The organism is Mycobacterium sp. SMC-19 (genome assembly GCF_045310815.1).
In the GTDB taxonomy this organism is placed as follows: Bacteria; Actinomycetota; Actinomycetes; order Mycobacteriales; family Mycobacteriaceae; genus Mycobacterium.
This window is the reverse complement of record NZ_JBJIAM010000002.1, coordinates 67,134-91,897: the sequence shown is the minus strand read 5'-3', so window position 1 is coordinate 91,897 and position 24,764 is coordinate 67,134. Positions and strand designations below refer to the sequence as shown.

General features: G+C 67.0%; 30 protein-coding genes. 17 read left to right on the top strand and 13 right to left on the bottom strand.

Going from position 1 to position 24,764, the window contains the following annotated elements; genetic code table 11:
- Positions 1-8 precede the first annotated feature (8 nt).
- A complete protein-coding gene (locus tag ACJH5R_RS04535) occupies positions 9-1,298 on the top strand; it encodes an ArsB/NhaD family transporter (RefSeq protein ID WP_406781391.1) in 1,290 nt (429 codons plus the stop codon).
- Here ACJH5R_RS04535 and ACJH5R_RS04530 read toward each other — a convergent pair.
- The 3 genes from ACJH5R_RS04530 to ACJH5R_RS04520 are packed head-to-tail and all read right to left on the bottom strand — an operon-like array spanning position 1,280 to position 3,632.
- Positions 1,280-2,053 (bottom strand): ABC transporter permease, encoded by a 774-nt coding sequence (locus tag ACJH5R_RS04530; protein ID WP_406759082.1) that lies wholly within the window; start codon positions 2,051-2,053, stop codon positions 1,280-1,282. The two genes, ACJH5R_RS04535 and ACJH5R_RS04530, sit on opposite strands and share 19 nt — an antisense overlap.
- Positions 2,053-2,751 (bottom strand): fluoroquinolone transporter permease, encoded by a 699-nt coding sequence (locus tag ACJH5R_RS04525; RefSeq protein WP_406759083.1) that lies wholly within the window; start codon positions 2,749-2,751, stop codon positions 2,053-2,055. Before ACJH5R_RS04525 ends, ACJH5R_RS04530 begins: the two co-directional genes overlap by 1 nt.
- The gene (locus ACJH5R_RS04520; RefSeq protein WP_406759084.1) at positions 2,748-3,632 is read right to left on the bottom strand and encodes an ABC transporter ATP-binding protein; all 885 of its coding nucleotides are present in this window, start codon (positions 3,630-3,632) and stop codon (positions 2,748-2,750) included. Before ACJH5R_RS04520 ends, ACJH5R_RS04525 begins: the two co-directional genes overlap by 4 nt.
- Before the next feature lie 52 nt (positions 3,633-3,684).
- Here ACJH5R_RS04520 and ACJH5R_RS04515 point away from each other — a divergent pair, with 52 nt between their 5' ends.
- On the top strand, positions 3,685-4,143 hold the full coding sequence (locus tag ACJH5R_RS04515; RefSeq protein WP_406759085.1) for a GbsR/MarR family transcriptional regulator: 459 nt from the start codon (positions 3,685-3,687) through the stop codon (positions 4,141-4,143).
- On the opposite strand, the gene ACJH5R_RS04510 is transcribed toward ACJH5R_RS04515, so the two are convergent.
- On the bottom strand, positions 4,132-5,307 hold the full coding sequence (locus ACJH5R_RS04510) for a class I SAM-dependent RNA methyltransferase (RefSeq protein ID WP_406759086.1): 1,176 nt from the start codon (positions 5,305-5,307) through the stop codon (positions 4,132-4,134). The two genes, ACJH5R_RS04515 and ACJH5R_RS04510, sit on opposite strands and share 12 nt — an antisense overlap.
- A 2-nt stretch (positions 5,308-5,309) precedes the next feature.
- The gene (locus ACJH5R_RS04505) at positions 5,310-7,301 is read right to left on the bottom strand and encodes an APC family permease (protein WP_406759087.1); all 1,992 of its coding nucleotides are present in this window, start codon (positions 7,299-7,301) and stop codon (positions 5,310-5,312) included.
- A 114-nt stretch (positions 7,302-7,415) separates the two neighbouring features.
- On the opposite strand from ACJH5R_RS04505, the gene ACJH5R_RS04500 reads away from it, so the two are divergent.
- Together ACJH5R_RS04500 and ACJH5R_RS04495 are read left to right on the top strand one after the other, a co-directional pair.
- Positions 7,416-8,087, top strand: coding sequence for a TrkA family potassium uptake protein (locus tag ACJH5R_RS04500; RefSeq protein ID WP_024441570.1), 672 nt, complete (start codon positions 7,416-7,418; stop codon positions 8,085-8,087).
- Positions 8,084-8,746, top strand: coding sequence for a potassium channel family protein (locus ACJH5R_RS04495; RefSeq protein WP_406759088.1), 663 nt, complete (start codon positions 8,084-8,086; stop codon positions 8,744-8,746). The genes ACJH5R_RS04500 and ACJH5R_RS04495 overlap by 4 nt, the downstream gene beginning before the upstream one ends.
- On the opposite strand, the gene ACJH5R_RS04490 is transcribed toward ACJH5R_RS04495, so the two are convergent.
- Both ACJH5R_RS04490 and ACJH5R_RS04485 read right to left on the bottom strand, forming a co-directional pair.
- Positions 8,732-9,406 carry a DUF3159 domain-containing protein gene (locus ACJH5R_RS04490; protein ID WP_406759089.1) on the bottom strand — a complete coding sequence of 225 codons (675 nt, stop codon included), beginning with the start codon at positions 9,404-9,406 and terminating at the stop codon, positions 8,732-8,734. The genes ACJH5R_RS04495 and ACJH5R_RS04490 overlap by 15 nt on opposite strands.
- Before the next feature lie 28 nt (positions 9,407-9,434).
- A complete protein-coding gene (locus tag ACJH5R_RS04485; RefSeq protein ID WP_024441567.1) occupies positions 9,435-9,806 on the bottom strand; it encodes an OB-fold nucleic acid binding domain-containing protein in 372 nt (123 codons plus the stop codon).
- 111 nt (positions 9,807-9,917) lie between these two features.
- Here ACJH5R_RS04485 and ACJH5R_RS04480 point away from each other — a divergent pair, with 111 nt between their 5' ends.
- Positions 9,918-10,619: an alpha/beta hydrolase gene (locus ACJH5R_RS04480; RefSeq protein WP_406759090.1), complete on the top strand. Its 702-nt coding sequence runs from the start codon at positions 9,918-9,920 to the stop codon at positions 10,617-10,619.
- 136 nt (positions 10,620-10,755) lie between these two features.
- Here ACJH5R_RS04480 and ACJH5R_RS04475 read toward each other — a convergent pair whose 3' ends face one another.
- Entirely contained in the window at positions 10,756-11,571 is an 816-nt protein-coding gene (locus ACJH5R_RS04475; RefSeq protein WP_406759091.1) for a DUF3710 domain-containing protein, read from the bottom strand.
- Positions 11,572-11,610: 39 nt separating this feature from the next.
- The gene (dut, locus tag ACJH5R_RS04470; protein WP_406759092.1) at positions 11,611-12,075 is read right to left on the bottom strand and encodes a dUTP diphosphatase; all 465 of its coding nucleotides are present in this window, start codon (positions 12,073-12,075) and stop codon (positions 11,611-11,613) included.
- 25 nt (positions 12,076-12,100) lie between these two features.
- Here dut and ACJH5R_RS04465 point away from each other — a divergent pair, with 25 nt between their 5' ends.
- Positions 12,101-12,586 (top strand): DUF3093 domain-containing protein, encoded by a 486-nt coding sequence (locus tag ACJH5R_RS04465; protein WP_406759093.1) that lies wholly within the window; start codon positions 12,101-12,103, stop codon positions 12,584-12,586.
- An 80-nt stretch (positions 12,587-12,666) separates the two neighbouring features.
- On the opposite strand, the gene ACJH5R_RS04460 is transcribed toward ACJH5R_RS04465, so the two are convergent.
- Positions 12,667-12,969, bottom strand: coding sequence for a DUF4193 domain-containing protein (locus ACJH5R_RS04460; protein ID WP_013829371.1), 303 nt, complete (start codon positions 12,967-12,969; stop codon positions 12,667-12,669).
- 170 nt (positions 12,970-13,139) lie between these two features.
- On the opposite strand from ACJH5R_RS04460, the gene cei reads away from it, so the two are divergent.
- The 5 genes from cei to ACJH5R_RS04435 all read left to right on the top strand — a co-directional run bounded on the left by cei (position 13,140) and on the right by ACJH5R_RS04435 (position 17,715).
- Positions 13,140-13,790, top strand: a complete 651-nt coding sequence (cei, locus tag ACJH5R_RS04455) for an envelope integrity protein Cei (RefSeq protein ID WP_406759094.1) — start codon at positions 13,140-13,142, stop codon at positions 13,788-13,790.
- A 27-nt stretch (positions 13,791-13,817) separates the two neighbouring features.
- Complete coding sequence (gene ppgK / locus ACJH5R_RS04450; protein WP_406759095.1) at positions 13,818-14,627, top strand: polyphosphate--glucose phosphotransferase; 810 nt, start codon at positions 13,818-13,820, stop codon at positions 14,625-14,627.
- A 186-nt stretch (positions 14,628-14,813) separates the two neighbouring features.
- Entirely contained in the window at positions 14,814-16,304 is a 1,491-nt protein-coding gene (locus tag ACJH5R_RS04445; protein WP_406759096.1) for an RNA polymerase sigma factor, read from the top strand.
- Positions 16,305-16,313: 9 nt separating this feature from the next.
- The gene (locus ACJH5R_RS04440) at positions 16,314-17,390 is read left to right on the top strand and encodes a methyltransferase (protein ID WP_406781390.1); all 1,077 of its coding nucleotides are present in this window, start codon (positions 16,314-16,316) and stop codon (positions 17,388-17,390) included.
- Positions 17,391-17,427: 37 nt separating this feature from the next.
- On the top strand, positions 17,428-17,715 hold the full coding sequence (locus tag ACJH5R_RS04435) for a hypothetical protein (protein WP_406781389.1): 288 nt from the start codon (positions 17,428-17,430) through the stop codon (positions 17,713-17,715).
- On the opposite strand, the gene ACJH5R_RS04430 is transcribed toward ACJH5R_RS04435, so the two are convergent.
- The gene (locus ACJH5R_RS04430) at positions 17,666-18,031 is read right to left on the bottom strand and encodes a DUF952 domain-containing protein (protein WP_406781388.1); all 366 of its coding nucleotides are present in this window, start codon (positions 18,029-18,031) and stop codon (positions 17,666-17,668) included. The genes ACJH5R_RS04435 and ACJH5R_RS04430 overlap by 50 nt on opposite strands.
- Before the next feature lie 119 nt (positions 18,032-18,150).
- On the opposite strand from ACJH5R_RS04430, the gene ACJH5R_RS04425 reads away from it, so the two are divergent.
- Both ACJH5R_RS04425 and ACJH5R_RS04420 read left to right on the top strand, forming a co-directional pair.
- Positions 18,151-18,345, top strand: a complete 195-nt coding sequence (locus ACJH5R_RS04425; RefSeq protein ID WP_046285837.1) for a hypothetical protein — start codon at positions 18,151-18,153, stop codon at positions 18,343-18,345.
- Between the two features lie 75 nt (positions 18,346-18,420).
- Entirely contained in the window at positions 18,421-19,377 is a 957-nt protein-coding gene (locus tag ACJH5R_RS04420; RefSeq protein WP_406781387.1) for a YihY/virulence factor BrkB family protein, read from the top strand.
- Here the strand turns inward: ACJH5R_RS04420 and ACJH5R_RS04415 are convergent.
- A complete protein-coding gene (locus tag ACJH5R_RS04415; RefSeq protein ID WP_406781603.1) occupies positions 19,364-19,603 on the bottom strand; it encodes a DUF3039 domain-containing protein in 240 nt (79 codons plus the stop codon). The two genes, ACJH5R_RS04420 and ACJH5R_RS04415, sit on opposite strands and share 14 nt — an antisense overlap.
- 65 nt (positions 19,604-19,668) lie before the next feature.
- Between ACJH5R_RS04415 and ACJH5R_RS04410 the strand changes: the two genes are divergently transcribed.
- From ACJH5R_RS04410 to ACJH5R_RS04400, 3 genes are all read left to right on the top strand, one after another.
- A complete protein-coding gene (locus ACJH5R_RS04410) occupies positions 19,669-20,094 on the top strand; it encodes a DUF3099 domain-containing protein (protein WP_406781386.1) in 426 nt (141 codons plus the stop codon).
- A gap of 128 nt (positions 20,095-20,222) precedes the next feature.
- Positions 20,223-21,188: a sigma-70 family RNA polymerase sigma factor gene (locus ACJH5R_RS04405; RefSeq protein WP_085263651.1), complete on the top strand. Its 966-nt coding sequence runs from the start codon at positions 20,223-20,225 to the stop codon at positions 21,186-21,188.
- A 149-nt stretch (positions 21,189-21,337) separates the two neighbouring features.
- A complete protein-coding gene (locus tag ACJH5R_RS04400; RefSeq protein WP_406759102.1) occupies positions 21,338-22,030 on the top strand; it encodes a metal-dependent transcriptional regulator in 693 nt (230 codons plus the stop codon).
- 68 nt (positions 22,031-22,098) lie between these two features.
- On the opposite strand, the gene ACJH5R_RS04395 is transcribed toward ACJH5R_RS04400, so the two are convergent.
- The gene (locus ACJH5R_RS04395) at positions 22,099-23,154 is read right to left on the bottom strand and encodes a DUF4192 domain-containing protein (protein WP_406781385.1); all 1,056 of its coding nucleotides are present in this window, start codon (positions 23,152-23,154) and stop codon (positions 22,099-22,101) included.
- Positions 23,155-23,295: 141 nt separating this feature from the next.
- On the opposite strand from ACJH5R_RS04395, the gene sthA reads away from it, so the two are divergent.
- The gene (gene sthA / locus ACJH5R_RS04390; protein WP_406781384.1) at positions 23,296-24,711 is read left to right on the top strand and encodes a Si-specific NAD(P)(+) transhydrogenase; all 1,416 of its coding nucleotides are present in this window, start codon (positions 23,296-23,298) and stop codon (positions 24,709-24,711) included.
- Positions 24,712-24,764 lie beyond the last annotated feature (53 nt).

The following is a 24,764-nucleotide window of genomic DNA, read 5'->3' as shown; positions in this document are numbered from 1 at the left end:
TCCCGCGGATGGCCTATTTCGCCGTAGCGGTCTTCCTGATCGCCTACGCGTTCATCGCCGCCGACCGGGTCAACAAGACCCTGGTGGCGCTGACCGGCGCAGCCGCCGTCGTCATCCTGCCCGTCATCTCGTCCGACGACATCTTCTACTCGCACACAACCGGGATCGACTGGGACGTCATCTTCCTGCTGCTGGGCATGATGATCATCGTCAGCGTGCTGCGCCAGACCGGGGTATTCGAATACATCGCGATCTGGGCCGCCAAGCGCGCCAACGGTTCTCCGCTGCGAATCATGATCCTGCTGGTGCTGGTGACCGCCGTCGCGTCGGCACTGCTGGACAACGTCACCACGGTGCTGCTGATCGCCCCGGTCACGCTGCTGGTCTGCGACCGCCTCGAGATCAACGCCGCGCCGTTCCTGATGGCGGAGGTGTTCGCCTCCAACATCGGAGGCGCCGCCACCCTGGTCGGCGATCCACCCAACATCATCATCGCCAGCCGGGCCGGGTTGACCTTCAACGCATTTCTGGTCCACATGCTGCCGATTGTGGTCATCGTGCTGATCGTGTTCACCGTCATGCTGCGGTGGCTGTTTCCGGGATCGTTCACCGTCGACGCCGACCGGGTCGCCGATGTGATGGCCCTCGAGGAACGCGAGGCGATCCGCGACCGCGGTCTGCTGATCAAGTGCGGTGTGGTGCTGACCGCGGTGTTCGCCGGGTTTTTCGGTCACGGGGCGCTGCACCTGGAACCGTCGGTGGTGGCATTGCTCGGTGCCGGGGTGTTGATCGTGATCTCCAAGATGGAGCGCTCGGACTACCTGGCCGGGGTCGAATGGGAGACACTGCTGTTCTTCGCCGGCCTGTTCGTGATGGTCGGCGCGTTGGTGGACACCGGTGCCATCGCCGCCCTGGCCAACGCCGCCACCGAGCTCACCGGTGGCAATGCGCTGCTGACCACCCTGGGAATCCTGGGGGTGTCCGCGCCGGTCTCCGGGATCATCGACAACATCCCCTATGTCGCGACCATGACCCCGGTCGTCGCTGAACTCAGCACCAACCTGCCCACCAATCTGCACCCCGACGCACTGTGGTGGGCGCTGGCGCTGGGTGCCGACTTCGGCGGCAACCTGACCGCCGTCGGTGCCAGCGCGAATGTGGTGATGCTCGGAATCGCCCGCCGCGCAGGCAATCCCATCTCGTTTTGGGAGTTCACCCGCAAAGGCATTCTGGTCACCATCGTCTCGGTGACGTTGTCTGCGGCTTACCTGTGGTTGCGCTACTTCGTCTTTGGCTGAATCTCGGTCGACATGCCGATGTTCTTTGCAATGAAGCGTCGGTACAACGGCACCGCGATGGCCAGGTTGTAAACCACGCCGCCCACCAAATAGGGCCACCACACACCGTGGTCACCGGCCACCCAAAACGCCTTCGCCGCCCAGTACGGCGGCAGCACCGCAAACGCGATATTCCAGCCCGATCCGATGAACCACGGCAGACACGGCAACCCCGCGATCAGCATGCCCAGACCGCGTAGCGCAGCCAGGCCCTGAATCTTGTTGCTGGCCATCGCCAGGATCAGAAGCAACGTCACCACCGCGGACAGCCCGGACAGCAGCCCGATCGGGATCAGCGACGGCACCATGCCGGGGCGCAGAATCCCACTGAAGGACAGGGTGGCGATGACGTAGATGGTCGTCACCACCAGCACGGTGGCCGCCCGGTAGGCGAAGAACGCAGACAGCGGCACCGGCGTGACCCGCAACGCGGCCAGCATTCCGGCGTCGACCTCGTCGAGAACGAGGAAAGCTCCCAGGCCACCGGCGATGATGATTGAGGTCAGCAACAGAAATGCGGTGAGTACCAACGGGTAGTAGGGCACCAGATCGAAGTCGTAGCGCTGCGCGAGCATCGCGGTAAATCGCGGCGTCAGCACCGCGACCCCACTGGTCCAGATCACCGGCGCCAACACGACCATCACGAGTAGCGGGTCACGGTAGGTGCCCCGCAGATCGTTGCGGCCGAGGGCCGCCAGCACGCGCACGTCGGCCATCAGGACCGCTCGATGATGTAGTGGCCGAAGAGGGCGTGCGCCGTGCGCCCCAGACCTGCGATGCACAACGTCGGGTAGACCAGCGCATACCCGAGCTGCCACGGCGACAGGCTCAGTTGCTCGAACGCCGCCCCGAACAGCAGCAACGGCCCGTACGTCGGGATCAGGTAGTGCACCGGCGTCGACCACACCCCGGCGTAGCCCAGCATGGGCAATGTCAGCACAGCCAACGGGATAGTCGCCGCCAAAAACCAGTCGCTGATCGAGCCAAACGGCATCGAGGTGGTGAATCCGACCAGCAGCATCACCAAGGTTGCCAACAGCACGCCGATCAACAGCGGTATCGGGTGGTACCCCGAACCCCCGATGCCAGCCACCGTCACCGCCACCATCAGTGAAATCACCACCAGGGGTATCAGTTTCGCGCTCAGATATTCGCTGAACCGCAGCGGCGTCGCGATGATCGCCGACAAAGTCCGGTCCTGCTTGTCGAAGAACACCGTGCCCGCGATGAAGAAGAAGCCGATGATGGCCGTATCCCCCAGCAGCACATACGGTTCGGCGACCGTGCGCAGCCGGGCCGGCATCGGCAACAGCACCGCCAGCCAGATCAGCCCGGAGAACACCGCGGCATGCAGGAACTTCTGGCGCACCTGCAGCGTCAGTTCAAGCCGTACCGCGGCGGCCAGCCGGGTCACGCCAGGCTCCTTCCGGTGACCTCGACGAAGACGTCATCGAGGCTGGCTTCGCGGCTGTGGATGGTCTCCACGTGTTGCTCGCGCAGCAAGGCGTGAAACTCCGGATCGTCGGCCAGGGTGTCCATGGCAAACTCCGCACACGCCAGTCCGCCCTGCGGAGCCCGGTAGGTCACGCGCACCACTCGTTGACTGCGGGCGATCTTCAGCTCCGCCGGGGTGTCCAGTGCGACGATGCTGCCGTCGACGACGAATGCCACCCGGTCGCATAGCTCGTCGGCGGTCGCCATGTCGTGAGTGGTCAGGAAAACGGTCCGGCCGCGCGCCTTGAAGTCGCGGACCATGTCTTTGACCTTGTTGGCGTTGACCGGGTCCAGACCGGACGTGGGTTCGTCGAGGAAGATCAGTTCGGGATCGTGGATCAGGGCCCGAACGAAGGTCAGGCGCATCTGCATGCCCTTGGAGTAGTCGCCCACCCGGGTGTTGGCGTGTTCAGCCAGTCCGACGGCATCCAACAGAGCCATCGGGTCGGCGGTTTCGCCGGCGTACAACGACGCGAAAAACCGCAGATTCTCCAGGGCGGTGAGTTTCTGATAGTGATTCGGCAGTTCGAAGGACACCCCGATGCGCTGGTAGTAGTCGGCTCCCCAGCCGACCGGGTCTCGGCCCCAGACCTGGGCCAGGCCGCCGTGGCCGCGCAGCAGGCCGATGAGCAGCTTCTGCGTCGTGGACTTGCCGGCGCCGCTGGGACCGAGGAACCCGAAGATTTCGCCGCGCCCGACTGAGAAGTCCATACCGCGAACCGCCGGCCGCTCGGCTTTCGGGTAGCTGTAGGTGAGTCCGCGCACCCGGATCACTTCGGTGCCGTCGCCGTCATTGAGCACACGATCGAATATACTGACATTTCAGAAATTAGTGAACAGACAGGTTTTCCCGATGGCACACGATCCAGACCCCGGCATCGCCGAACAGCTCGCGCTGACGTTGAGCGGCCTCGGACTTCAGCGGATGACCGCCCGGGTGCTGGCGACATTGCTGTTCACCGAGCAGCCCACGATGACCATGGGCGAACTGGCCGATCAGCTGCAGGCCAGCGCGGGCGCGATCTCCGGGGCGATGAAGATGCTCACCGCGGTCGGCCTGGTCGAACGGGTGCCGGCACCGGCCAGCCGGCGTGAGCACTACCGGCTGCGCGACGACGCGTGGGCGGTGCTGTTCACCAACCAGAACGTGGCGATCACGGCGATGCAGGACGCCGCGGCGGCCGGGATCGCGGCCACCACAGACGACCACCCGGCCCACCATCGACTCACCCGTATGCGGGATTTCTACACGTTTCTGCTTGCCGAAATACCGGAGCTGCTGGAGCGCTGGCGCCTGCAGTCATCGGGTTAGCAGCGCCACGCACTCCACGTGATGGGTCAGCGGAAACGCGTCGAACACCCGGATCTGCTCGACGGTGTAGCCGTGCCCGCGGTACAGGCCGATGTCGCGGGCGAAAGCTGCCGCCTCGCAACCGATGTGCACCACCCGCGGCACCTCGGCGGCCGCCAGCAGATCGATCACCTCGCGGCCGGCCCCGGCGCGCGGCGGGTCCAGTACCGCGACGCCGGCCGCGGCGCGCTCGGCGCCCAACACCCGGCGCACCGAGTCGGTGCGCACCGAGACCTGAGGCAGGTCGGCCAGCGCCGCACGCGCGGCCCCCGTCGCGGCCCGCGAGGTGTCGACGCTGATCACCCGGCCGGACTCCCCCACCGGATCGGCCAGCGCCGCGGCGAAGATCCCCGCCCCGCCGTAGAGGTCCCAGGCGGTGCTTCCGGCGTCGGGCTGCGCCCACTCCGCAATCAGCGCGCTGTAGAGCGCGGCCGCGCGGCGGTGCGCCTGCCAGAACGCGGTCACCGGGATCTGCCAGCGGCGCCGGCCCACCCACTGGGTGGAGTGGTAGTCGCCCTCGACGACCTCCGGGCGGTGTTCGCGTCCGGTGCTGACCACGTGGCGGACCCCGTCGTCGTCGGCCACCACGTGCACGTGATCGCCCGGCCGCCAGCTCCGTTCGGCCAGGCCTTTGGTCATCCCGGACGGCAACTGACCGCAGCGCAGGTCGGTGACCAGTTCATCGCTGTGATAGCGGTGAAACCCGGCCTGGCCATCGGCGCCCACCTCCAGGCGGACCCGGCTACGCCAGCCCGTCGGGCCGTCGTCGCCGAGCGCTTCGGCCTCGCCCCGCCATTCGTGGCCACCGAGTCTGGCCAACTGGTTGGAGACCACCTCGCCCTTGAGCGCGCGCACCGCGGCCGGGTCGGCGAACGCCAGGTCACAGCAGCCGGCACCGTGCACCCCGGCGATCGGGCACAGCGACTCGATCCGGCCGGCCGCGGGTTCGAGCACCTCGACACATTCACCGTGCCAGTACGAGCCCCGCTCGGCGGTGATCCGCACTCGCACCTGCTCACCGGGCAGCGCGTACCGCACGAAGACGACCCGGCCGTCGTGGCGGGCCACACAACTGCCGCCGTTCGCGGGCGCCCCTGTGACCAGGGTCAGCTCTTGATCGATCACTACTAAAAACCTCTCCGGGTGTCGCCGGGCGCGTGGTGCGGCTCCATGACTTTGCGCCGCTCCGAGGAGACCAGCTGCCAAGGCACCGAGGTCACCATGACCTGCGGCATGAACAACAGCCGGGTCTTGAGCCGCAGCGCACTCTGGTTGTGCAGCAACTGCTCCCACCAGTGGCCCACCACGTATTCGGGGATGTAGACGGTCACCACGGTGCGCGGCGACTCCTTGCTGATGCGTTTGACGTAGTCGAGCACCGGCCGGGTGACCTCGCGATACGGCGATGCAATCACCTTGAGCGGGACGGTGATCTCGCTATCCTCCCACTCGCGTACCAGGGCGCGGGTTTCGGTGTCATCGACGTTGACCGTGATCGCCTCCAGGGCGTCAGGGCGCGTGGCCCGCGCGTAGGCCAGCGCACGGCGGGTCGGCAGATGCAGCTTGGAGACCAGGACCAGGGCGTGGTTGCGGCTGGGCAGCACCGCCTGGTCGTCCAACGCGGCTGACTGCTCGGCCAACTCCTGGCTGACGGTGTCGTAGTGCCGGCGGATCATTTTCATCACGGCGAACAGCACCGACATCGCGACGATCGCGATCCACGCGCCGGCTACGAACTTGGTGGCGATCACCACGATCAACACCGCCCCGGTAGCGACGAAGCCGATGGTGTTGACCACTCGGGAACGCATCATATTGACCCGTGCCGCACGGTCGGTTTCGTTGCGCAGCAACCGGTTCCAGTGCCGCACCATGCCGATCTGACTCAGCGTGAAGGAGACGAACACCCCCACGATGTAGAGCTGGATCAGCGCGGTCACCTCCGCCCCGAACGCCACGATGAAGGCGATGGCCACCACGGCCAGGAACACGATGCCGTTGGAGAAGGCCAGCCGGTCACCACGGGTATGCAGCTGGCGCGGCAGATACCGATCCTGCGCCAGGATCGAACCCAGCACCGGGAACCCGTTGAACGCGGTGTTGGCGGCCAGCGCCAGGATCAGCGCCGTCACCCCGGCGATGATCCACAGACCGGGTGGAAAGCCCCGGAACACCGTCTCGGCCAGCTGGGCCAGCAAGGTCTTCTGGTCGTAGTCCGCCGGCGCCCCGATCAGCTGTTCGTGCGGGCGCGCGGCGATCTTCACACCGGTCTCGCGGGCCAGCACGATGATGCCCATCATCAGTGTCACCGCGATCACACCCAACATCAGCAGCGTGGTGGCGGCGTTGCGCGACTTGGGTTTGCGGAACGCCGGCACGCCGTTGCTGATCGCCTCCACCCCCGTCAGCGCGGCACATCCCGACGAGAACGATTTCGCCACCAGGAACACCAGGGCCACCCCGACCACCTCGCCCTGGGTGGAGTGGATCTTGAACGCCGCCGACTCGGCCTGCAGTGGATGGCCCAGCACGAAGATCTGGAAGAGCCCCCAGCCCAGCATGGCGAAGACGCCGATCATGAACGCATACGTCGGGAAGGCGAACGCAGTACCGGATTCGCGGATGCCTCGCAGATTGATTGCCGCCACCACGACAACGGTGCCCACCGCAAACACGACCTTGTGGTCGGCGATGAAAGGTATTGCCGAGCCGATGTTGGCGATCCCGGCCGAGATCGAGACCGCAACCGTCAGAACGTAATCCACCATCAACGCGCTGGCCACAGTCAGACCTGCGGTAGCGCCCAGGTTGGTGGTGACCACCTCGTAGTCGCCGCCACCGGAAGGGTAGGCGTGCACATTCTGGCGGTAGGAGGCCACCACGGTGATGAACACGAAAGCGACGGCCAGCCCGACCCACAGGGTCATGCGATAGGCCGCCAGGCCCGCCACCGACAGCACCAGAAAGACTTCTTCAGGTCCGTAGGCCACCGAGGACAGCGCGTCGGAGGCGAACACCGGCAGGGCGATGCGTTTGGGCAGCAGCGTGTGGCTGAGCCGATCACTGCGAAAGGGGCGGCCCAGAACCAGGCGCCGAGCAGCGGTGGAAATCTTCGACACGAGAGCCAAGGGTAAGCCAGGCGGGCATTGGCGGTAGCGTTCACCGAATACGGGCACTATCGCAGTCGATAACCAGCCGAAAGTCGGCCCAGAGGACCTGAAAGGACACAGCACGTGCGGGTAGTTGTCATGGGGTGCGGCCGGGTGGGTGCCTCACTCGCCGACGGGCTGTCCCGGATCGGCCACGAGGTCGCCATCATCGACCGAGACAGCACCGCGTTCAACCGTCTGAGCCCGGAGTTCAACGGTGAGCGAGTGCTCGGTATGGGCTTCGACCGCGATGTGCTGCTACGAGCGGGCATCGAGGAAGCCGCTGCGTTCGCCGCGGTGTCCTCAGGTGACAACTCCAACATCATCGCGGCGCGGCTGGCCCGGGAGACGTTCGGCGTTTCGCGGGTGGTCGCCCGTATCTACGACGCCAAGCGGGCCGCGGTCTACGAGCGTCTGGGCATCCCGACCATCGCCACCGTGCCGTGGACCACCGACCGCCTGCTCGACGCACTGACCCGGGAAAGCGAGACCACCAAGTGGCGGGACCCCACCGGCACGGTCGCTGTCGCCGAGGTCGTCCTGCATGAGGATTGGATCGGTCGTCCCGTCACCGACCTGGAGGCGGCGACCAATGCCCGAGTGGCGTTCTTGATCCGATTCGGCACCGGCATCCTGCCCGAGCCCAAGACGGTCATTCAGGCCAGCGACCAGGTGTACATCGTCGCGGTCTCCGGCCGGGTTGCCGAGGCGATCGCGATCGCCGCGCTGCCGCCGAGCGAGGACCTGGACAAGTGAAGGTCGCGGTAGCCGGGGCCGGGGCGGTCGGCCGGTCCATCGCCCGGGAGCTGCTCGACAGCGACCACCAGGTCACCTTGATCGAGCGCAACCCCGATCACGTCGACACCGAGGACATCGCCGATGCGCAGTGGCATCTCGGTGACGCCTGCGAGCTGAGCCTGTTGGAGTCCGTGCACCTGGAGTCCTTCGATGTGGTGATCGCTGCAACCGGCGATGACAAGGCCAATGTGGTGCTGTCCTTGTTGGCCAAGACCGAATTCGCGGTGCCCCGGGTGGTGGCCCGGGTCAATGATCCCCGCAACGAGTGGCTGTTCACCGACGCCTGGGGCGTGGACGTCGCGGTGTCCACGCCACGCATGCTGGCCTCGCTGGTTGAGGAGGCTGTCGCAGTCGGAGACCTGGTGCGGTTGATGGAATTCCGCAAGGGTCAGGCCAATCTGCTGGAGATCACCCTGCCCGACGACACCCCGTGGGGCGGCAAGCCGGTGCGCAAGCTGACACTGCCCCGAGACGCCGCGCTGGTAACGATCCTGCGCGGGACACGCGTGATCGTGCCGCAGGACGACGAGCCCCTGGAAGGCGGGGACGAGCTGTTGTTCGTCGCGTCCAACGGCGTCGAAACCGAACTGCGCGCGCTGCTGCTACCGGCTCACTGACCGGGGTTCGCGCTCGGCCTCGCCCTCGGCAAGCCGCTCATCCAGCGCACGCTGCACGTACTTGACCGCCAGATAGGTGACCACCGCCGCAACCGCGGTCAGCGGCCAGCCCATGGCGATGCGGGTCACTCCCAGCCAGCCGGTCTGATCGGCGTCGTAGAGCAGTCTCTGGACCACGAAACGCGAGCCGAAGACCAGCACCCAGGTCAGGGTCGCGAGATCGTAGGCGTAGATCGCCGACCGCAGCTCACGCCAGGCCTGGGGCTGGCCGCTGGCCCACGACCAGATGTAGCCGACCACCGGCCGGCGGATCACCATCGAGGCGGCGAACACCACCGCCCACACCAGCGACGTCCAGATTCCGAGCAGGAAATACGCCTTGGAGTCGCCCGTCCGATACGCGATCAGCGCGCAGACGGCCACCCCGATGAAGCCGGATATGGCGGGCTGGCTGGATTGCCGGCGAATCAGGCGCCACACCAGCACCGTCGCGGCCACCCCCAGCGCCGACAGGACCGCGACCCGCAGGCCGAAGAGATTGGAGGCCGGCACGAACACCACGATCGGCAGCGAGGAGTAGACCACCCCAGCGACCCCGCCGATCTGCTCCAGGAGCCGCTGCGGCCCCTGTGCGCCCTCGGCGCTGTAGTCCTCGCTCATCGCTGCGCCGACCCGATGGGAGGCGCGATCACTGCTGGATTTCGTAGTGCGGGTTGTAGATGGCCTTGCAGCCGCTTTCGAGTTTGCCCAGCCGGCCGTGCACCCGCAGGGTGCGACCGGAGTCGATCCCGGGAATGCGTCGCTGCCCCAGCCACACCAGCGTCACCGTGTCGGTGCCGTCGAACAGCTCGGCGCGGACGCCGCCCACGCAACCCTTGGCGTTGGCTTCGACGCTACGCAGTACCCCGACCATGGTGACCTCTTGGCCGCGTTGGCAGTCGATCGCCCGCTGCGCGCCGGTATTGAGCGCCTCGTCGGACAACTCTTCGACGTCACGCAGCTCGGGATCTTCCGTCAATCGCCGAGTCAGCCGGCGCAGGTACCCTTTCGGAGCAGCCATTGCCCTCTCCCTTACTCGTATGCGCACGCTACGGTAGACCTGTTGATTACCTAATGCCACATGACCTGCCCACGGGGTGGCTGACAACACCCAACACGATCAAGAGGTGGCATGGTTCTGCGCGGCGCGACGGCGGTCCTGCTGCCGGGGACCGGCTCCGACGACGACTACGTCCACCGGGCGTTCGCCCAGCCGTTGCAGCATGTGGGCGCGGAATTGGTCACGCATCGCCCCCAACCCGGCCGACTCATCGAGGGCTATCTGGATGCTCTCGATACGGCGGCCGCACGGTCCGGCCCGATCCTGGTCGGTGGAGTCTCGATCGGTGCGGCGGTAGCCGCCGCTTGGGCCCTGCGCCATCCCGAGCGAGCGGTCGGGGTGTTGGCCGCGCTGCCCGCCTGGACCGGCGCCCCCGATGACGCACCGGCGGCCCATGCCGCGCGCTACAGCGCCGAGCAGTTGCGCAACGACGGTCTGGCGGCGGTGGTGGCCCAGATGCGGGCATCGAGCCCGCCGTGGCTGGGCGACGAGTTGACCCGATCGTGGACCGCCCAGTGGCCGCAACTTCCCGACGCACTCGAGGAGGCTGCGGCCTATGTCGCGCCGACGCACGCCGAGCTGGCGACCCTGGCGGTGCCGATGGGCGTGACCGCGGCGGTCGACGACGCAGTTCATCCGTTGCAGACGGCCTCTGAATGGGCCGCCGCGGCCCCGCGCGCGGCGCTGTGCACCGTCACCCTGGACCAGATCGGCATCGACCCGACCGCCTTGGGCACCGCCTGCGTGAATGCGCTGACGATCGCTGCGGGCTGATCGGCTCTCCTCCGTCGAGCCTCGCTAACCGCCGGTGCTGATTCGGCGGTCCAGCTTCGGCTCTCCCCCGTCGAGCCTCGCTAACCGCCGGTGCTGATTCGGCGGTCCAGCTTCGGCTCTCCTCCGTCGAGCCTCGCTAACCGCCGGTGATAGTGCGCAACTGCTGCATCGCGGATCCCTCCACGCTGCGGCGGGCGGCCGGCGCCGGCGGTACGTCGCCGCCTCCGCCGAACATGGCGGCCTGCTGCTGCAGCGCTGCTGCCTGCTGGGCTGCAGCCTGCTCGGCCGCCGCCTGCTGCGCCGCGGCCTGCTGTGCCGCGGCAGCGCGCAACTGCTCGGCCATCGGCTCGGGCAGCCGCACCGGCAACGGGGTACGCACCGGCAGCGGCGTGTCGCCGCGCCGCACCACCGTGTCCGCCAGCGCCTCGCGCGCCTGCTGGGCGAGCACGTCGATGGTCTCGGGCCGACCGTTGATCACGCAGCGCACCATCCAGCGGTAGCCGTCGACACCGATGAACCGGACCGCACCGGTCGCCGATCCGAGCACCTCCCGGCCCCACGGACCGTCGACGATGCTGACCATCGCGTTGTCCCTGCGCAGCGCGTCGGCCAGCTCGCCGGCCACCTCACGCCACAGACCCGCCGACTTGGGCGCGGCGTAGGCGGCGATGTTGAACCGACCGTTGGGCGTCACCAGCCACACCGCGCTGGGGACTCCCGCCTCGCTCAATTCGACCTGGACCTGGGCGCCGGCCGGCATCGGCACCAGCACCGAACCCAGGTCGAGTCGGGCCGTCGCCGCCGCCGCGGGGTCGTCGAAATCTTCGATGTCGAAGGGGCCCTCCAGCTCCTCCGACTCGGACACGAACCCGTCCGCTGCTCCGGAGGCTTCCGGCCCGGCGCTCGTCGGCTCGTCGGCCTCGCCTTTGCCTTTACCCCTACCGAATGCCATCACAGCCGCCCATCTTCATCGCTCTGCCGTCACAAGCCATCACAAGCTCGCGTGCCCACCCGAGGACCCGTGTCCGCCGGAACCACGGGTCGTTGGTTCCAGCCCGGCCTCGTCGAACGAGGCCACCTCGACCAGTTCCGGAAGTTCGACCCGTTGCACCAGCAACTGGGCGATCCGGTCGCCGCGGTGGATCTCAATCGGCGTCGCCGGGTCAAGGTTGATCAACGAGACCTTTATCTCACCACGATAGCCCGCATCGACGGTTCCGGGACTGTTGACAATCGAAAGACCCACCCGCGCAGCCAAACCCGACCGAGGGTGGATAAGGCCGACCATGCCGAAGGGAATTGCCACCGCGATTCCGGTGGGTACCAGCGCACGCTGCCCCGGAGCCAGCTCGACGTCGATCGCGCTGTAGAGGTCGACGCCGGCATCGTCGGCGTGAGCACGGTTCGGCAGGGGCAGATCCGGATCTAGGCGAACAACCGCAAGACTGGGCGACACGAGGCGCAAGACTACTCTTAGCCGGATGTCGGGATCGCGCCTGAACCATCGGGCATCGCAAACAGTGCGCTACAGCGAACAGCTGTGGGTGCCGTGGTGGTGGTGGCCACTGGGGTTCTTGGGCAACGGGCTGATGGCCTACGAAGTCCGCTTGGGCCTGCGCACGCTGCCCGGCTGGCTGCCGTTCGCGGTGTTCTTCGCGATCACCGTCGGCGCCCTGCTGTGGCTGGGACGCATCAAGGTGCGCGTTGTCGAAAGCGGCGGTGAAACGCAGCTGTGGGCCGGCGACGCGCACCTGCCGACCACCGCGATTGCACGCTGCGCCGAGGTCCCGCAGTCAGCCAAATCCGCGGCGTTGGGCCGCCAACTCGACCCGGCGGCGTACGTCGTCCATCGCGGGTGGGTGGGGCCGATGATCTTGGCCGTCGTCGATGATCCCGACGACCCGACGCCGTACTGGCTGGTCAGCTGCCGCAATCCGCAGCGGATGCTGGCGGCATTGCAGGACTAGCGACGATCGCCAGCGCGACGAAGTCGGGCGCAGCGGGTCGTCGCCATCGAGCTAAGCAGGATTGAGCGGGACGGGCCCGGTCAGGCCGCGCAGTCGGTGCAGATCATCACACCGTTCTTCTCACTGGCCAGACGGCTGCGGTGCTGCACCAGGAAACAGCTCGAGCAGGTGAACTCGTCGGCCTGTTTCGGAACGACACGCACCGACAGCTCCTCGCCGGACAGGTCGGCACCGGGCAGCTCGAACGACTCGGCCGATTCGGACTCGTCGACGTCGACCACAGCGGACTGCGCCTCGTTACGTCGCGCCTTGAGTTCCTCCAACGAATCCTCGGAAACGTCGTCGGTCTCGGTGCGCCGTGGGGCGTCGTAATCGGTAGCCATGGTCTTCTCCCCTCAAGTCCCCTCGAAACCCTGCGCGAGCTTTGTACCAGCGTCGAACGCATCCACCAAATGATTCGTGCCCGGATCGCCGTCAGATCAAGTGTGATTTACGTCACATTACGTTGTTGACCACGGTCATCGCCCCCGCGGACGCCCTCTAGAGTGCGTACGTGGTCGCGCAAATCACTACCGGTTCCGAGTTCGACAAACACGGTCGGCCGTTCCGGCGACGCAACAACCGACCGGCCGCTTACGCCTTGGCCGCGCTGGCACTGTTGACCGCCGTGGCATGGACGGTGGCGCTCACCCGCCCGGCCGACGTCCATGAAGTCGCGGTGTGCAATGCCCCGCCGCCGCCGACCGAGCCCGACCAGCCGAAGCTGGGCACTCAGGTGCCGCGCGCCGCGATGATCAGCACCACCCCGGCCAAGCTGGCCGACATCAAGGCCAGGGTCCTCAATGCCAGCGGCCGTGCCGGACAGGCCGCCGACGTCGCCGATGCGCTGCGCGACGACGGCTTCGCCCAGCCGACCGCCGCCAACGACCCCGTCTACGCCGAGGACCGGCTGGACTGCCAGGGCCAGATCCGGTTCGGCCCCGCGGGCCAAGCCGCCGCGGCGGCACTCTGGTTGGTGGCGCCGTGCACGGAACTGTTCCGCGACGACCGTGCCGACGATTCGGTGGATCTGGCGGTCGGCAGTGACTTCGTCAGCCTGTCCCACAGCGACGACATCGAGGCGGCGCTGGCCGGCCTGCGTCCGGACGCCACTGGATTGCCCGACCCGGCGCTGCTGACCAAGATTCATTCCGGCACCTGCTGACAACCGAATCGCCGAAGAGGAGATCCGATGGGCACCGAACCCGCCCCTGCCCCGATCGAGGACCGTCCGATTGCCGGCGCACGGCGGCAACGACGCGGCTTCGGCGTCGACGTCGGCGGCAGCGGCATCAAGGGCGGCGTCGTCGATCTGGACACCGGCGCACTGATCGGTGAACGGTTCAAGCTGCCCACACCCAGCCCCGCCACACCGGTCTTGGTCGCCCAGACCGTCGCCGCGGTGGTCCGGGACTTCGGCTGGACCGGCCCGTTGGGAGTCACCTATCCGGGCGTGGTGGTCGACGGCGTGGTGCAGACCGCCGCAAACGTCGACAAGTCCTGGATCGGGTTGAACGCGCAGCAGACGATCGCCGCCGAACTCGATGGCCAGCAGGTCGTCATCCTCAACGACGCCGACGCCGCCGGGCTCGCCGAGGAGCGCTTCGGGGCAGGCAAGAACAACAGCGGCGTGGTCGTGTTGCTCACCTTCGGTACCGGAATCGGCTCGGCGGTGATTCACAACGGAAAGTTGCTGCCCAACACCGAACTCGGGCATATCGAGGTGGGCGGCAAAGAGGCCGAGCACCGGGCCGCCGCCTCGGTCAAGGAACGCAGGAACTGGTCCATGGAGAAGTGGGCCAAGCAGGTGACCATGGTGCTGATAGCGGTCGAGGACGCGCTCTGCCCGGACCTGATCATCGTCGGTGGCGGCATCAGCCGCAAAGCCGATCGGTGGGTGCCGCTGCTGGGCAACCGGACTCCGGTGGTCGCCGCGACACTGCAGAACACCGCCGGGATTGTCGGGGCCGCGATGGCGTCGTCGACCGACGTGACCCGCTGAATAACGCCCGCTCGGCGATTACTGCCCCGCCCTGTCGTTACAATGGTCGACGGCGGCCGCCTAACCGATAGCGGCGACTATCCCAGTTGATCACCAACTGAAATAGAGCCGACATTCGACATACCCGACACTTTCGGTTGCGCACGACGCTGCAACCCGAAAGTCAGTCCGACCGAAGGGGTGGACGTGGCAGCGAGCAAGGCACAACCGGCGACTGAGGAGCCCAAGAAGGGCAGCGCCACCAAGGCGCCCGCCAAAGCCGCCGTGAAGTCGCCTGCCAAGGCTCCCGCGAAGTCTGCCGGGGCAGCGCCCGCCAAGCGGACCGCGGCCAAGGCCACCAAGGCAGCAGCGCCCGCCAAGAAGGCCACCAAGTCGACGGCGCGTACCGCCGCTGACGGCGCAGCCAAGCCCGCGACCCGGGGTCCGGCGAAGAAGGCCGCCAAGGCCACCAAGGCAGCTGCGAAGAACGCCGACGGCGACTTGGCTCCCGAGGATCTCGAGACCGATGTCGAGCTGGACGGCGAGCCCGGTGAGGGCGACATCGAGGACACCGACCTAGCCATCGACGACATCGAAGACGACGACGCCGACGACGCCACGCCAGGCCCGGCAGCCGTCGCGGCCGGCGGTGCGGCCGATGAAGACGACGACGAGATCGCCGAACCCAGCGAGAAGGACAAGGCCTCAGGCGACTTCGTCTGGGACGAAGAGGAGTCCGAAGCGCTGCGGCAGGCGCGCAAGGACGCCGAGCTCACCGCGTCGGCCGACTCGGTGCGCGCCTACCTCAAGCAGATCGGCAAGGTGGCGCTGCTCAACGCCGAAGAGGAAGTCGAGCTGGCCAAGCGCATCGAGGCCGGCCTGTTCGCCACCCAGAAGATGGCCGAGCACACCGAAAAAGGTGAGAAGCTGGCGGTCGCCTACCGGCGTGACATGGCGTGGATCTGCCGCGACGGCGACCGCGCCAAGAACCATCTGCTCGAGGCCAACCTGCGGCTGGTGGTGTCGCTGGCCAAGCGTTACACCGGCCGCGGAATGGCGTTCCTGGACCTGATCCAGGAGGGCAACCTGGGTCTGATCCGCGCGGTGGAGAAGTTCGACTACACCAAGGGCTACAAGTTCTCCACCTACGCCACCTGGTGGATCCGCCAGGCCATCACCCGCGCCATGGCCGACCAGGCGCGCACCATCCGTATTCCGGTGCACATGGTCGAGGTGATCAACAAGCTCGGCCGCATCCAGCGCGAGCTGCTGCAAGACCTGGGCCGCGAGCCCACCCCCGAGGAACTCGCCCGGGAGATGGACATCACCCCGGAGAAGGTGCTGGAGATCCAGCAGTACGCCCGGGAGCCCATCTCGCTGGATCAGACCATCGGCGACGAGGGCGATTCGCAGCTCGGCGACTTCATCGAAGACAGCGAAGCCGTGGTCGCCGTCGACGCGGTCTCGTTCACCCTGCTCCAGGACCAGCTGCAGTCGGTGCTCGAGACGCTCTCCGAGCGCGAAGCCGGCGTGGTGCGGCTGCGGTTCGGCCTCACCGACGGCCAGCCGCGCACCCTCGATGAGATCGGCCAGGTCTACGGCGTCACCCGGGAGCGCATCCGCCAGATCGAGTCGAAGACGATGTCGAAACTCCGGCACCCCAGCCGGTCCCAGGTCCTGCGCGACTACCTCGACTAGCGCGCCGACATGGCCAAAACACCTCCGTCGGCGGTACTGAGCGCCGTCAACGCGTTTCGTGGTGGCCTGCAGCGGCTGCGCCAGGCCACCGTCCCGGCACCCGTGGCCATCATGGAGCTCGGGTTCGCCGGGTGGCTCACCCAGGCGCTCAGCGCCGCGGTGCGACTGGGCATTGCCGACGTGCTCGCCGACGGTCCGCTGACCGCCGACGAGGTCGCCCAGCGCGTGGGCACTAACCCCGGTGCCACCTACCGGCTGATGCGCGCGTTGGCCAGCAACTCCGTGCTCAAACTGCGCCGCGACGGCCGGTTCGCGCTGACCCGCACCGGACGAGCGTTGGTCTCCGACAACCCGGCCAGTGTGGCCCCGATGGTCGCGTTCATCGGCCACCCGGCGCACCGCGAACACTGGTCGAACCTCGAGCACTCGGTACGGACGGGTGAGACCGCTGTCAGCAAGGTTCGCGGAATGTCGTTCTTCGAGTATACCGACACCGACCCCGAACTGGCGCAGGTCTTCAACGACGCCATGACCGGAGCATCGTCCGTCGCTATCGAAAGCGCGGTTCCCGCATACGATTTCAGTAACAGCAAGCTGATCGTGGATGTTGGTGGCGGTCACGGCTCGCTGCTAGCCGCGGTGTTGCGTCAGGCGCCCGACGCCCGCGGCGTGCTGTTCGACCTGCCGCAAGTGGTGGCCGGCGCCGACGCGACGGTGGCGGATGTGGCGTCACGCTGCGACATCCAGGGCGGGTCGTTCTTCTCCTCGGTCCCCGCCGGCGGCGACACCTATCTGCTCAAGACCGTCATCCACGACTGGGACGACGAGCAGTCGTTGGCGATTCTGCGCAATGTCCGGGCCGCCATCGCCCCCGGCGGCAAGGTGTTGCTGTTCGAGATGGTGTTGCCCGAAGGCGCTCCTGCACATCTGGGCCTGGTGCTCGACCTGGAGATGCTGGTTGCCGCCGGCGGACAGGAACGTACCCGCCGCGAGTACGCCGAACTGCTGTCCCAGGCGGGATTCGAGCTGCAGCGCGTGGTGCCCACCACCAGCCCGCTGGCGATCGTCGAGGCACGGGCCGTCTAGGAGCCGTGCCCGGCGCTACGGCGTAGGATCGCCCAGCATGCCGACGGATGACGCGTCACCGGCGACCTTCGCTGCGTTGTTGAAGCGCGCGGCCACCCACGGCCACCGGGTGCCGCCCGAGGCCGATCTGAATCCCGCTGTGCTCGACGCGATCAACGCGGTCGCCGCCGCCTGGCCGCGAGTGCCCGCTGTTTTGATCAACAAGGCGCAAACCACGTTCGCCCGTAGCGAACTCACCCGGGCATCCGCAGCCAAGCCGACAACCCCGATCAACCTCAACCGGCCGGACCGAACACACCGTCCGGGCCGGGCCGATAATCACTGACGCCGATCACCGCAGAGATGGGCAACGGCCCGTACAGATGCGGGAACAACATCGCCTCCGGGTCGCTTGGGACACCCGGCTCCCAGCGCACCGGCGCACCGACTTTGGCAGGATCCACCTGCAGCAACACCAGATCCGTGCAGCCCCGGTACAGCCGATTCGCGGGCAGGTGCACCTGTTGCGGTGTCGACATGTGCACGAATCCCACGCTGTCCAACGACTCTGGATGCAGCGCCCCGCAGGCCTGCGCGCCCGCCCAGTCGCCAGCGCTGCACAGGTGCACCAGGGCATCGGACGGGTTACCGGACTGCGTCATGTCACCGATCCTGCCGCACCGGCTGCAGGGGTGAGACACGACACAGCCGAACCGGGGAACAACGCCGAACGCGCAAGCGTCTGACACACTTGAGAACAACCGCGAGAACGGAGGAGCCCATGAACGCGACTCTGACCAGTCCCGAACTCACTCGGGCTGATCGATGCGACCGGTGCGGTGCTGCCGCGCGGGTACGAGCCACGCTGCCCTCCGGTGCCGAACTTCTGTTTTGCCAGCATCACGCCAACGAGCACGAGGCCAAGCTGATCGAGTTGGCGGCCGTGATTCAGGTCAGCGCAGCGACTGAGGCGTAACCAGAGCCGGCACGCAACACGCCCGTCTGCGCCGATTGTGCAATAGCAGCACGCGTCAGGAATGCTGGGCTGGTCATGAATGACCAGATCCCCAAACCTTCCCGTCACCACTTGCTCCGCATTGCACGTCGCACCCTGGTCAAGAGCTGGGACGATTCGATCTTCGCCGAATCGGCGCAGGCGGGGTTCTGGTCGGTGCTGTCGCTGCCCCCCTTGCTGCTGGGGATGCTGGGCAGCCTGTCCTATGTAGCCCCGCTGTTCGGGCCGGACACGTTGGCCACCATCCAGGACCGGCTGATCGGCATGGCCAGCAGTTTCTTCTCCAAGAACGTCGTGGTGGAGATCATCGAGCCGACCGTGCGGGACATCGTGGCCAATGCTCGCGGCGAAGTGGTCTCGCTGGGATTCGTGATCTCGCTGTGGGCCGGATCCTCGGCGATCTCGGCGTTCGTCGACTCGGTGGTCGAAGCGCACGATCAAACTCCGCTGCGGCATCCGGTGCGGCAACGCTTCTTTGCGCTGGGCCTCTATGTCGCGATGCTGGTAATCGCCGTGGCCACGGCACCGTTGGCCGCGCTGGGGCCGCATGCGGTCGCCGAGCACCTGCCGGCGCAGTGGACCGACGTGTTGCGGTTCGGCTACTACCCGGCGCTGGTGTTGGGCCTGCTGCTGGCGGTGACCGTCCTCTATCGGGTGTCGCTGCCTAAGCCGCTGCCCTCACATCGGCTGGTGTTCGGCGCGCTGCTGGCCACCACGGTGTTCGTGGTGGCGACGATGGGGCTGCGGATCTACCTGCGCTACATCACCAGCACCGGCTACACCTACGGGGCACTGGCAACCCCGATCGCGTTCCTGTTGTTCGCGTTCCTGCTCGGCTTCGCCATCATGCTGGGTGCCGAACTGAACGCGGCAGTTCAAGAGGAGTGGCCCGCGCAGGCAACCCACCTGCACCAGCTGCGTACCTGGGTGGTGTCAGGGCGGGCCCGAACCGGCCCCGACAACGACGCCACCGATCCGGTCAAGCCTGCTTGAGAGTCGCGTAGATCTTCTTGCAGTCCGGGCAGACCGGCGAGCCCGGCTTGGCCGACTTGGTCACCGGGAAGACCTCACCGCACAGCGCCACCACGTGCGTGCCCATGACCGCGCTCTCGACGATCTTGTCCTTCTTGACGTAGTGGAAATACTTCGGGGTGTCGCCGTCGGTCCCGTCATCGACGCGTTCCTCGGAATCGGTGCGCTCGAGGGTGTCGGTCTGTATGCCCATCTCCCCATTGTGCCCAGAACCGGGGACGATCCAAAACCCCTCGTGCCACCAAATCGTTCGTGTGGGACAGTGGAGTAATGAAGCACGGCCCCGAGCTGGGTTTCGACGACGACGGCCGACCGGTCCTGATCACTGCGGCCGCCCCGTCCTTCGAGCAGCAGCACCGCGAACGGGTACGCAAGTACCTGACCCTGATGGCGTTCCGGGTGCCTGCACTGATCCTGGCCGCGCTCGCGTACGGACAATGGCACAACGGCCTGGTTTCGTTGCTGATCCTGGTGGCGTCGATACCGCTGCCGTGGATCGCGGTGCTGATCGCCAACGACCGGCCTCCCCGCAGCGCCGAAGAACCCCGCCGATATGAAGCGGCACCCACTCGTACGCCACTGTTCCCCACCGGCACCCGCCCCGCCCTGGAGCGGCGCATGCCCCCGGATTCGGGCGGCAACACCACCGGCGAAGCGCCGTACGGTACCGGTTCTTAGCACATTCTCAAAGTCATTGCCGTATTTCCGCACGTCAGGTGGTGTGGAAACGCGATCGGCCGGGAACTCTGCACGCGTGTCGGGCGTTGACACGTGTGACAGCTGAAGCCGATCAACGGGAGGCCGCAATGGCAAAGGCAGATGCCACCACCAGTCGGATCGACGGCGATCTGGACGCGCAGAGCCCAGCCGCAGATCTGGTGCGCGTGTACCTCAACGGAATCGGCAAGACAGCATTGCTCAATGCCGCCGACGAGGTAGAGCTCGCCAAACGGATCGAGGCAGGGTTGTACGCCCAGCATCTGCTCGACACCCGCAAGCGCTTCGGCGAGAAGCGCAAGCGCGAACTGGCGACGGTGGTACGAGACGGCGAGGCCGCCCGTCGGCACCTGCTCGAAGCCAACCTGCGCCTGGTGGTCTCACTGGCCAAGCGCTACACCGGGCGGGGCATGCCACTTCTGGACCTGATCCAGGAAGGCAACCTGGGGTTGATCCGCGCGATGGAGAAATTCGATTACGCAAAGGGTTTCAAGTTCTCCACCTATGCGACCTGGTGGATCCGCCAGGCCATCACCCGCGGGATGGCAGATCAGAGCCGTACCATCCGGCTGCCGGTCCACCTGGTGGAACAGGTGAACAAGCTGGCGCGGATCAAGCGTGAGATGCACCAGCAGCTGGGCCGCGAGGCCACCGACGAGGAACTCGCCGCCGAATCCGGCATTCCGGCGGAGAAGATCAACGACCTGCTCGAGCACAGCCGCGACCCGGTCAGCCTGGACATGCCCGTCGGCTCCGACGAGGAGGCCCCGCTGGGTGACTTCATCGAGGACTCCGAGGCGATGTCGGCAGAGAACGCGGTGATCTCGGAGCTGCTGCACACCGACATCCGCAGCGTGCTGGCCACCCTCGACGAGCGCGAGCACCAGGTGATCCGGCTGCGGTTCGGCCTCGACGACGGCCAGCCCCGCACGTTGGACCAGATCGGCAAGTTGTTCGGTCTGTCTCGCGAGCGGGTCCGCCAGATCGAGCGCGAGGTGATGGCCAAACTGCGCCATGGCGAACGCGCCGACCGGCTGCGCTCGTACGCCAGCTGACGCCGGCTTCGAGCCGCCCGTCCCCCGCGCCGGCGGGCCGCCGATCTCGGCGGCCCGCCGGCGCTATGTTGTAGCCGCAGCGCCGAGCGTCGCTCGCTAACCGTGTACTCGGCTGCCGAAGTAGACTCAGCTGCGACGGAAGGTGCGGAATGAATGACCTGGTTGATACCACCGAGATGTACCTCAGGACGATCTACGACCTTGAGGAAGAGGGTGTCACCCCGCTGCGTGCGCGGATAGCCGAGCGACTGGAGCAAAGTGGTCCGACCGTCAGCCAGACGGTGTCCCGGATGGAACGCGACGGCCTGCTCAAAGTGGCCGGCGACCGTCACCTCGAACTGACCGAGAAGGGCCGCACCCTGGCCGTGTCCGTGATGCGCAAGCACCGGCTGGCTGAGCGGCTGCTCGTCGACATCATCGGCTTGCCGCTGGAAGAAGTGCATGCCGAGGCCTGTCGCTGGGAACACGTGATGAGCGAGGACGTCGAGCGGCGCCTGGTTCAAGTACTCGACAACCCGACCACATCGCCGTTCGGCAACCCCATCCCCGGCCTGCCCGACCTCGGCTTCGGCGCGGGCTCCGCCGGTTGGGATTCCGACTTGGTGCGGCTGACCGAGTTGCCGGCCGGTTCGCCGGTGGCGGTGGTGGTGCGCCAGCTCACCGAGCACGTCCAGGGCGACATCGACCTGATCACTCGGCTGAAGGAAGCCGGCGTGGTACCCAACGCCAGGGTGACCGTGCAGGCCGATGGCGACGACGGCGTGACCATCGTGATCCCGGGCCACGCCGACGTGAGCCTGCCCTTCGAGATGGCACACGCCGTCAAGGTCCAGAAGGTCTGAAGGCCGCTGCCTCATGCGGCGGTCCCAGCTTCGCCTCTCCTCCGTCGAACCTCGCTGAACCGCCGGGCTCAGCCGGCTTGCTGACCGAACCCCTGCCGCTGCGGTAGCTGCACCCCGATCTGCTGCGCCAGCCGATAGCCGGTGTCTGCCAATCCGCGGATGCGCTCCGGTCGCAGCCCCGACTGCAACGCGGTGTCGAGCAGGCCGGCCATCCGATGTCCGGGCTCGCCGCGCAGGGCGGCCTCCAGTGAGACCCCGGCCAGCGGCCCGTCTCCGCGTGCGTAGGCGCTGAACGCCAGCAGCACCAATGCCTCGGCTCGCCACGGCTCGGGCAGGGTCCGGGCCAACACCGACCAGAGCCGCTCGGCGTCGGCGGCGCGTTCACCGATTGCCAACCCGCACAGGGTGTCCCGGACCCGTACGTCGGTGAGCGGGCAAGCGAGCCGGGCCAGCTCCGCAACGGTCGGTTCCCGACCGCCCGCCAGCGTAACCAGAGCGGCCAGCACCCGCTCGACGTCGCGGCGTGCTCGATCCGGGCTGTTGCCCTCCTCCACCGCCCACTGCGCCGCACAGTCGTCGATCGCCGCGGCCACCGCGGCACAGCGTGCCGCGTCATCGGGGGCGATCACCGCCTGCAGGTCGGCGCGCCGGGCATACAGCCGCCTGCCTTCCAACACCGCTGCGGCCGCCAGCGGCGAGGCCTCCGGATCGTCCACCGGACCACCGACGCCGCAGCCGTCGGCACAGCGCCAACGCCCGCCATGGGCCACCTGGTCCACCACATGCGCACCGAGCAGCACGATGCCGTGGCCCGACAACTCCTCGGCCAGCGCAGCGGTCAGCCGGCGGTGCTGCTCGTTGCAGACTGGGCAGCACGCCCCCGCAGCATCGACGATCACCGCGATGGCCGCTGCCGGAGCGGCGGCCGCGGCGACGTCGGCGAGCCGGCCGACGGTGTCCACGAGCGCCTCCGAGAGATCGACCCGCAGCACCGAGCCCAGTTCACCCCCGTCGAGCGACACCAGGATCAGGGATTTCTCCGGCACGAAGCCGAGGATCGCCGGCAGCGCAGCGATCAGTGCTCCGGGCCGATTCAGTGTGAATTCCGGTTGCTTGGTCGTCATGGCAGCAACAGTGACGACCATCACCGTCATCGAGGGCGCACCAGCTCGGCACAGGCCCTCGCATTGTGGATGGACCCGCAACTGTGCATCGATGCGCCTTCGAGATGCAGGACGCGCCGAAAGCGCGTAAGTGTCTGTGTCATGGATTCGAAGAGGGAATACGACGTCATCGTGATCGGCTCGGGCCCAGGCGGACAGAAGGCCGCCATCGCGTCGGCCAAACTCGGCAAATCTGTCGCCCTGGTCGAACGCGGCCGCATGATCGGTGGGGTCTGCGTCAATACCGGGACCATTCCGTCAAAGACCCTGCGCGAGGCCGTGATCTACCTGACCGGGATGAATCAGCGCGACCTGTACGGAGCCAGCTACCGGGTCAAGAACAAGATCACCCCCGCCGATCTGCTCGCCCGCACCCAACATGTGATCGGCAGAGAAGTGGAGGTCGTACGTAACCAACTGATGCGCAACCGTGTCGACCTGTTGGTCGGCCACGGGCGTTTCATCGATCCCCACACGATCGTGGTCGAGGGACAGAACGGCAACGAGACCACCACCGTCACAGCCGACTACGTCGTCATCGCCACGGGAACAGAACCCGTTCGGCCGCCGGGGGTGACATTCGATGAAGAGCGCGTACTCGACTCCGACGGGATCCTCGATCTGAAGTTCATTCCGGCGTCAATGGTGGTGGTCGGCGCCGGCGTGATCGGTATCGAGTACGCCTCGATGTTCGCGGCGTTGGGAACCCGAGTGACCGTGGTGGAGAAACGGGACTCGATGCTGGAATTCTGCGATCCAGAGGTGGTCGAAGCCCTGCGTTTTCACCTGCGCGACCTCGCCGTCACCTTCCGGTTCGGCGAGGAGGTGACCGCCGTCGACGTCAGTTCGAGCGGCACCGTCACCACCTTGGCCAGCGGTAAGCAGATCCCCGCCGAGACGGTGATGTACTCAGCCGGCCGCCACGGCCACACCGCCCACCTCGATCTGGCCAAAGCCGGTCTGAACAGCGACGAGCGCGGCCGCATCGTCGTGGACACAACGTTCAAGACGTCGGTGGATCACATCTACGCGGTCGGCGACGTGATCGGCTTCCCCGCGCTGGCCGCAACCTCGATGGAGCAGGGCCGGCTGGCCGCCTACCATGCCTTCGGCGAGCCGACCGATGGGATCACCGAGCTGCAGCCGATCGGGATCTACTCGATTCCGGAGGTCTCCTACGTGGGGGCAACTGAATTGGAGCTGACGCGCAGCGCGATCCCCTACGAGGTGGGCGTGGCCCGCTATCGGGAACTGGCTCGCGGCCAGATCGCCGGTGACTCCTACGGAATGCTCAAGCTGCTGGTGTCGACGACCGATCTGACGCTTCTCGGCGTGCACATCTTCGGCACCAACGCGACCGAGATGGTGCACATCGGCCAGGCCGTCATGGGGTGCGGCGGAACGGTGGAATACCTGGTGGACGCGGTATTCAACTATCCGACTTTCTCCGAGGCATACAAGAACGCCGCATTGGACGTCATGAATAAAATGCGTGCCCTGCAGCAATTCCGCGGCTAGCGGCCCCGCTGGAGGCCATTTCACCGCTCAGCGAACGCCGCCGGCGCCCTGGA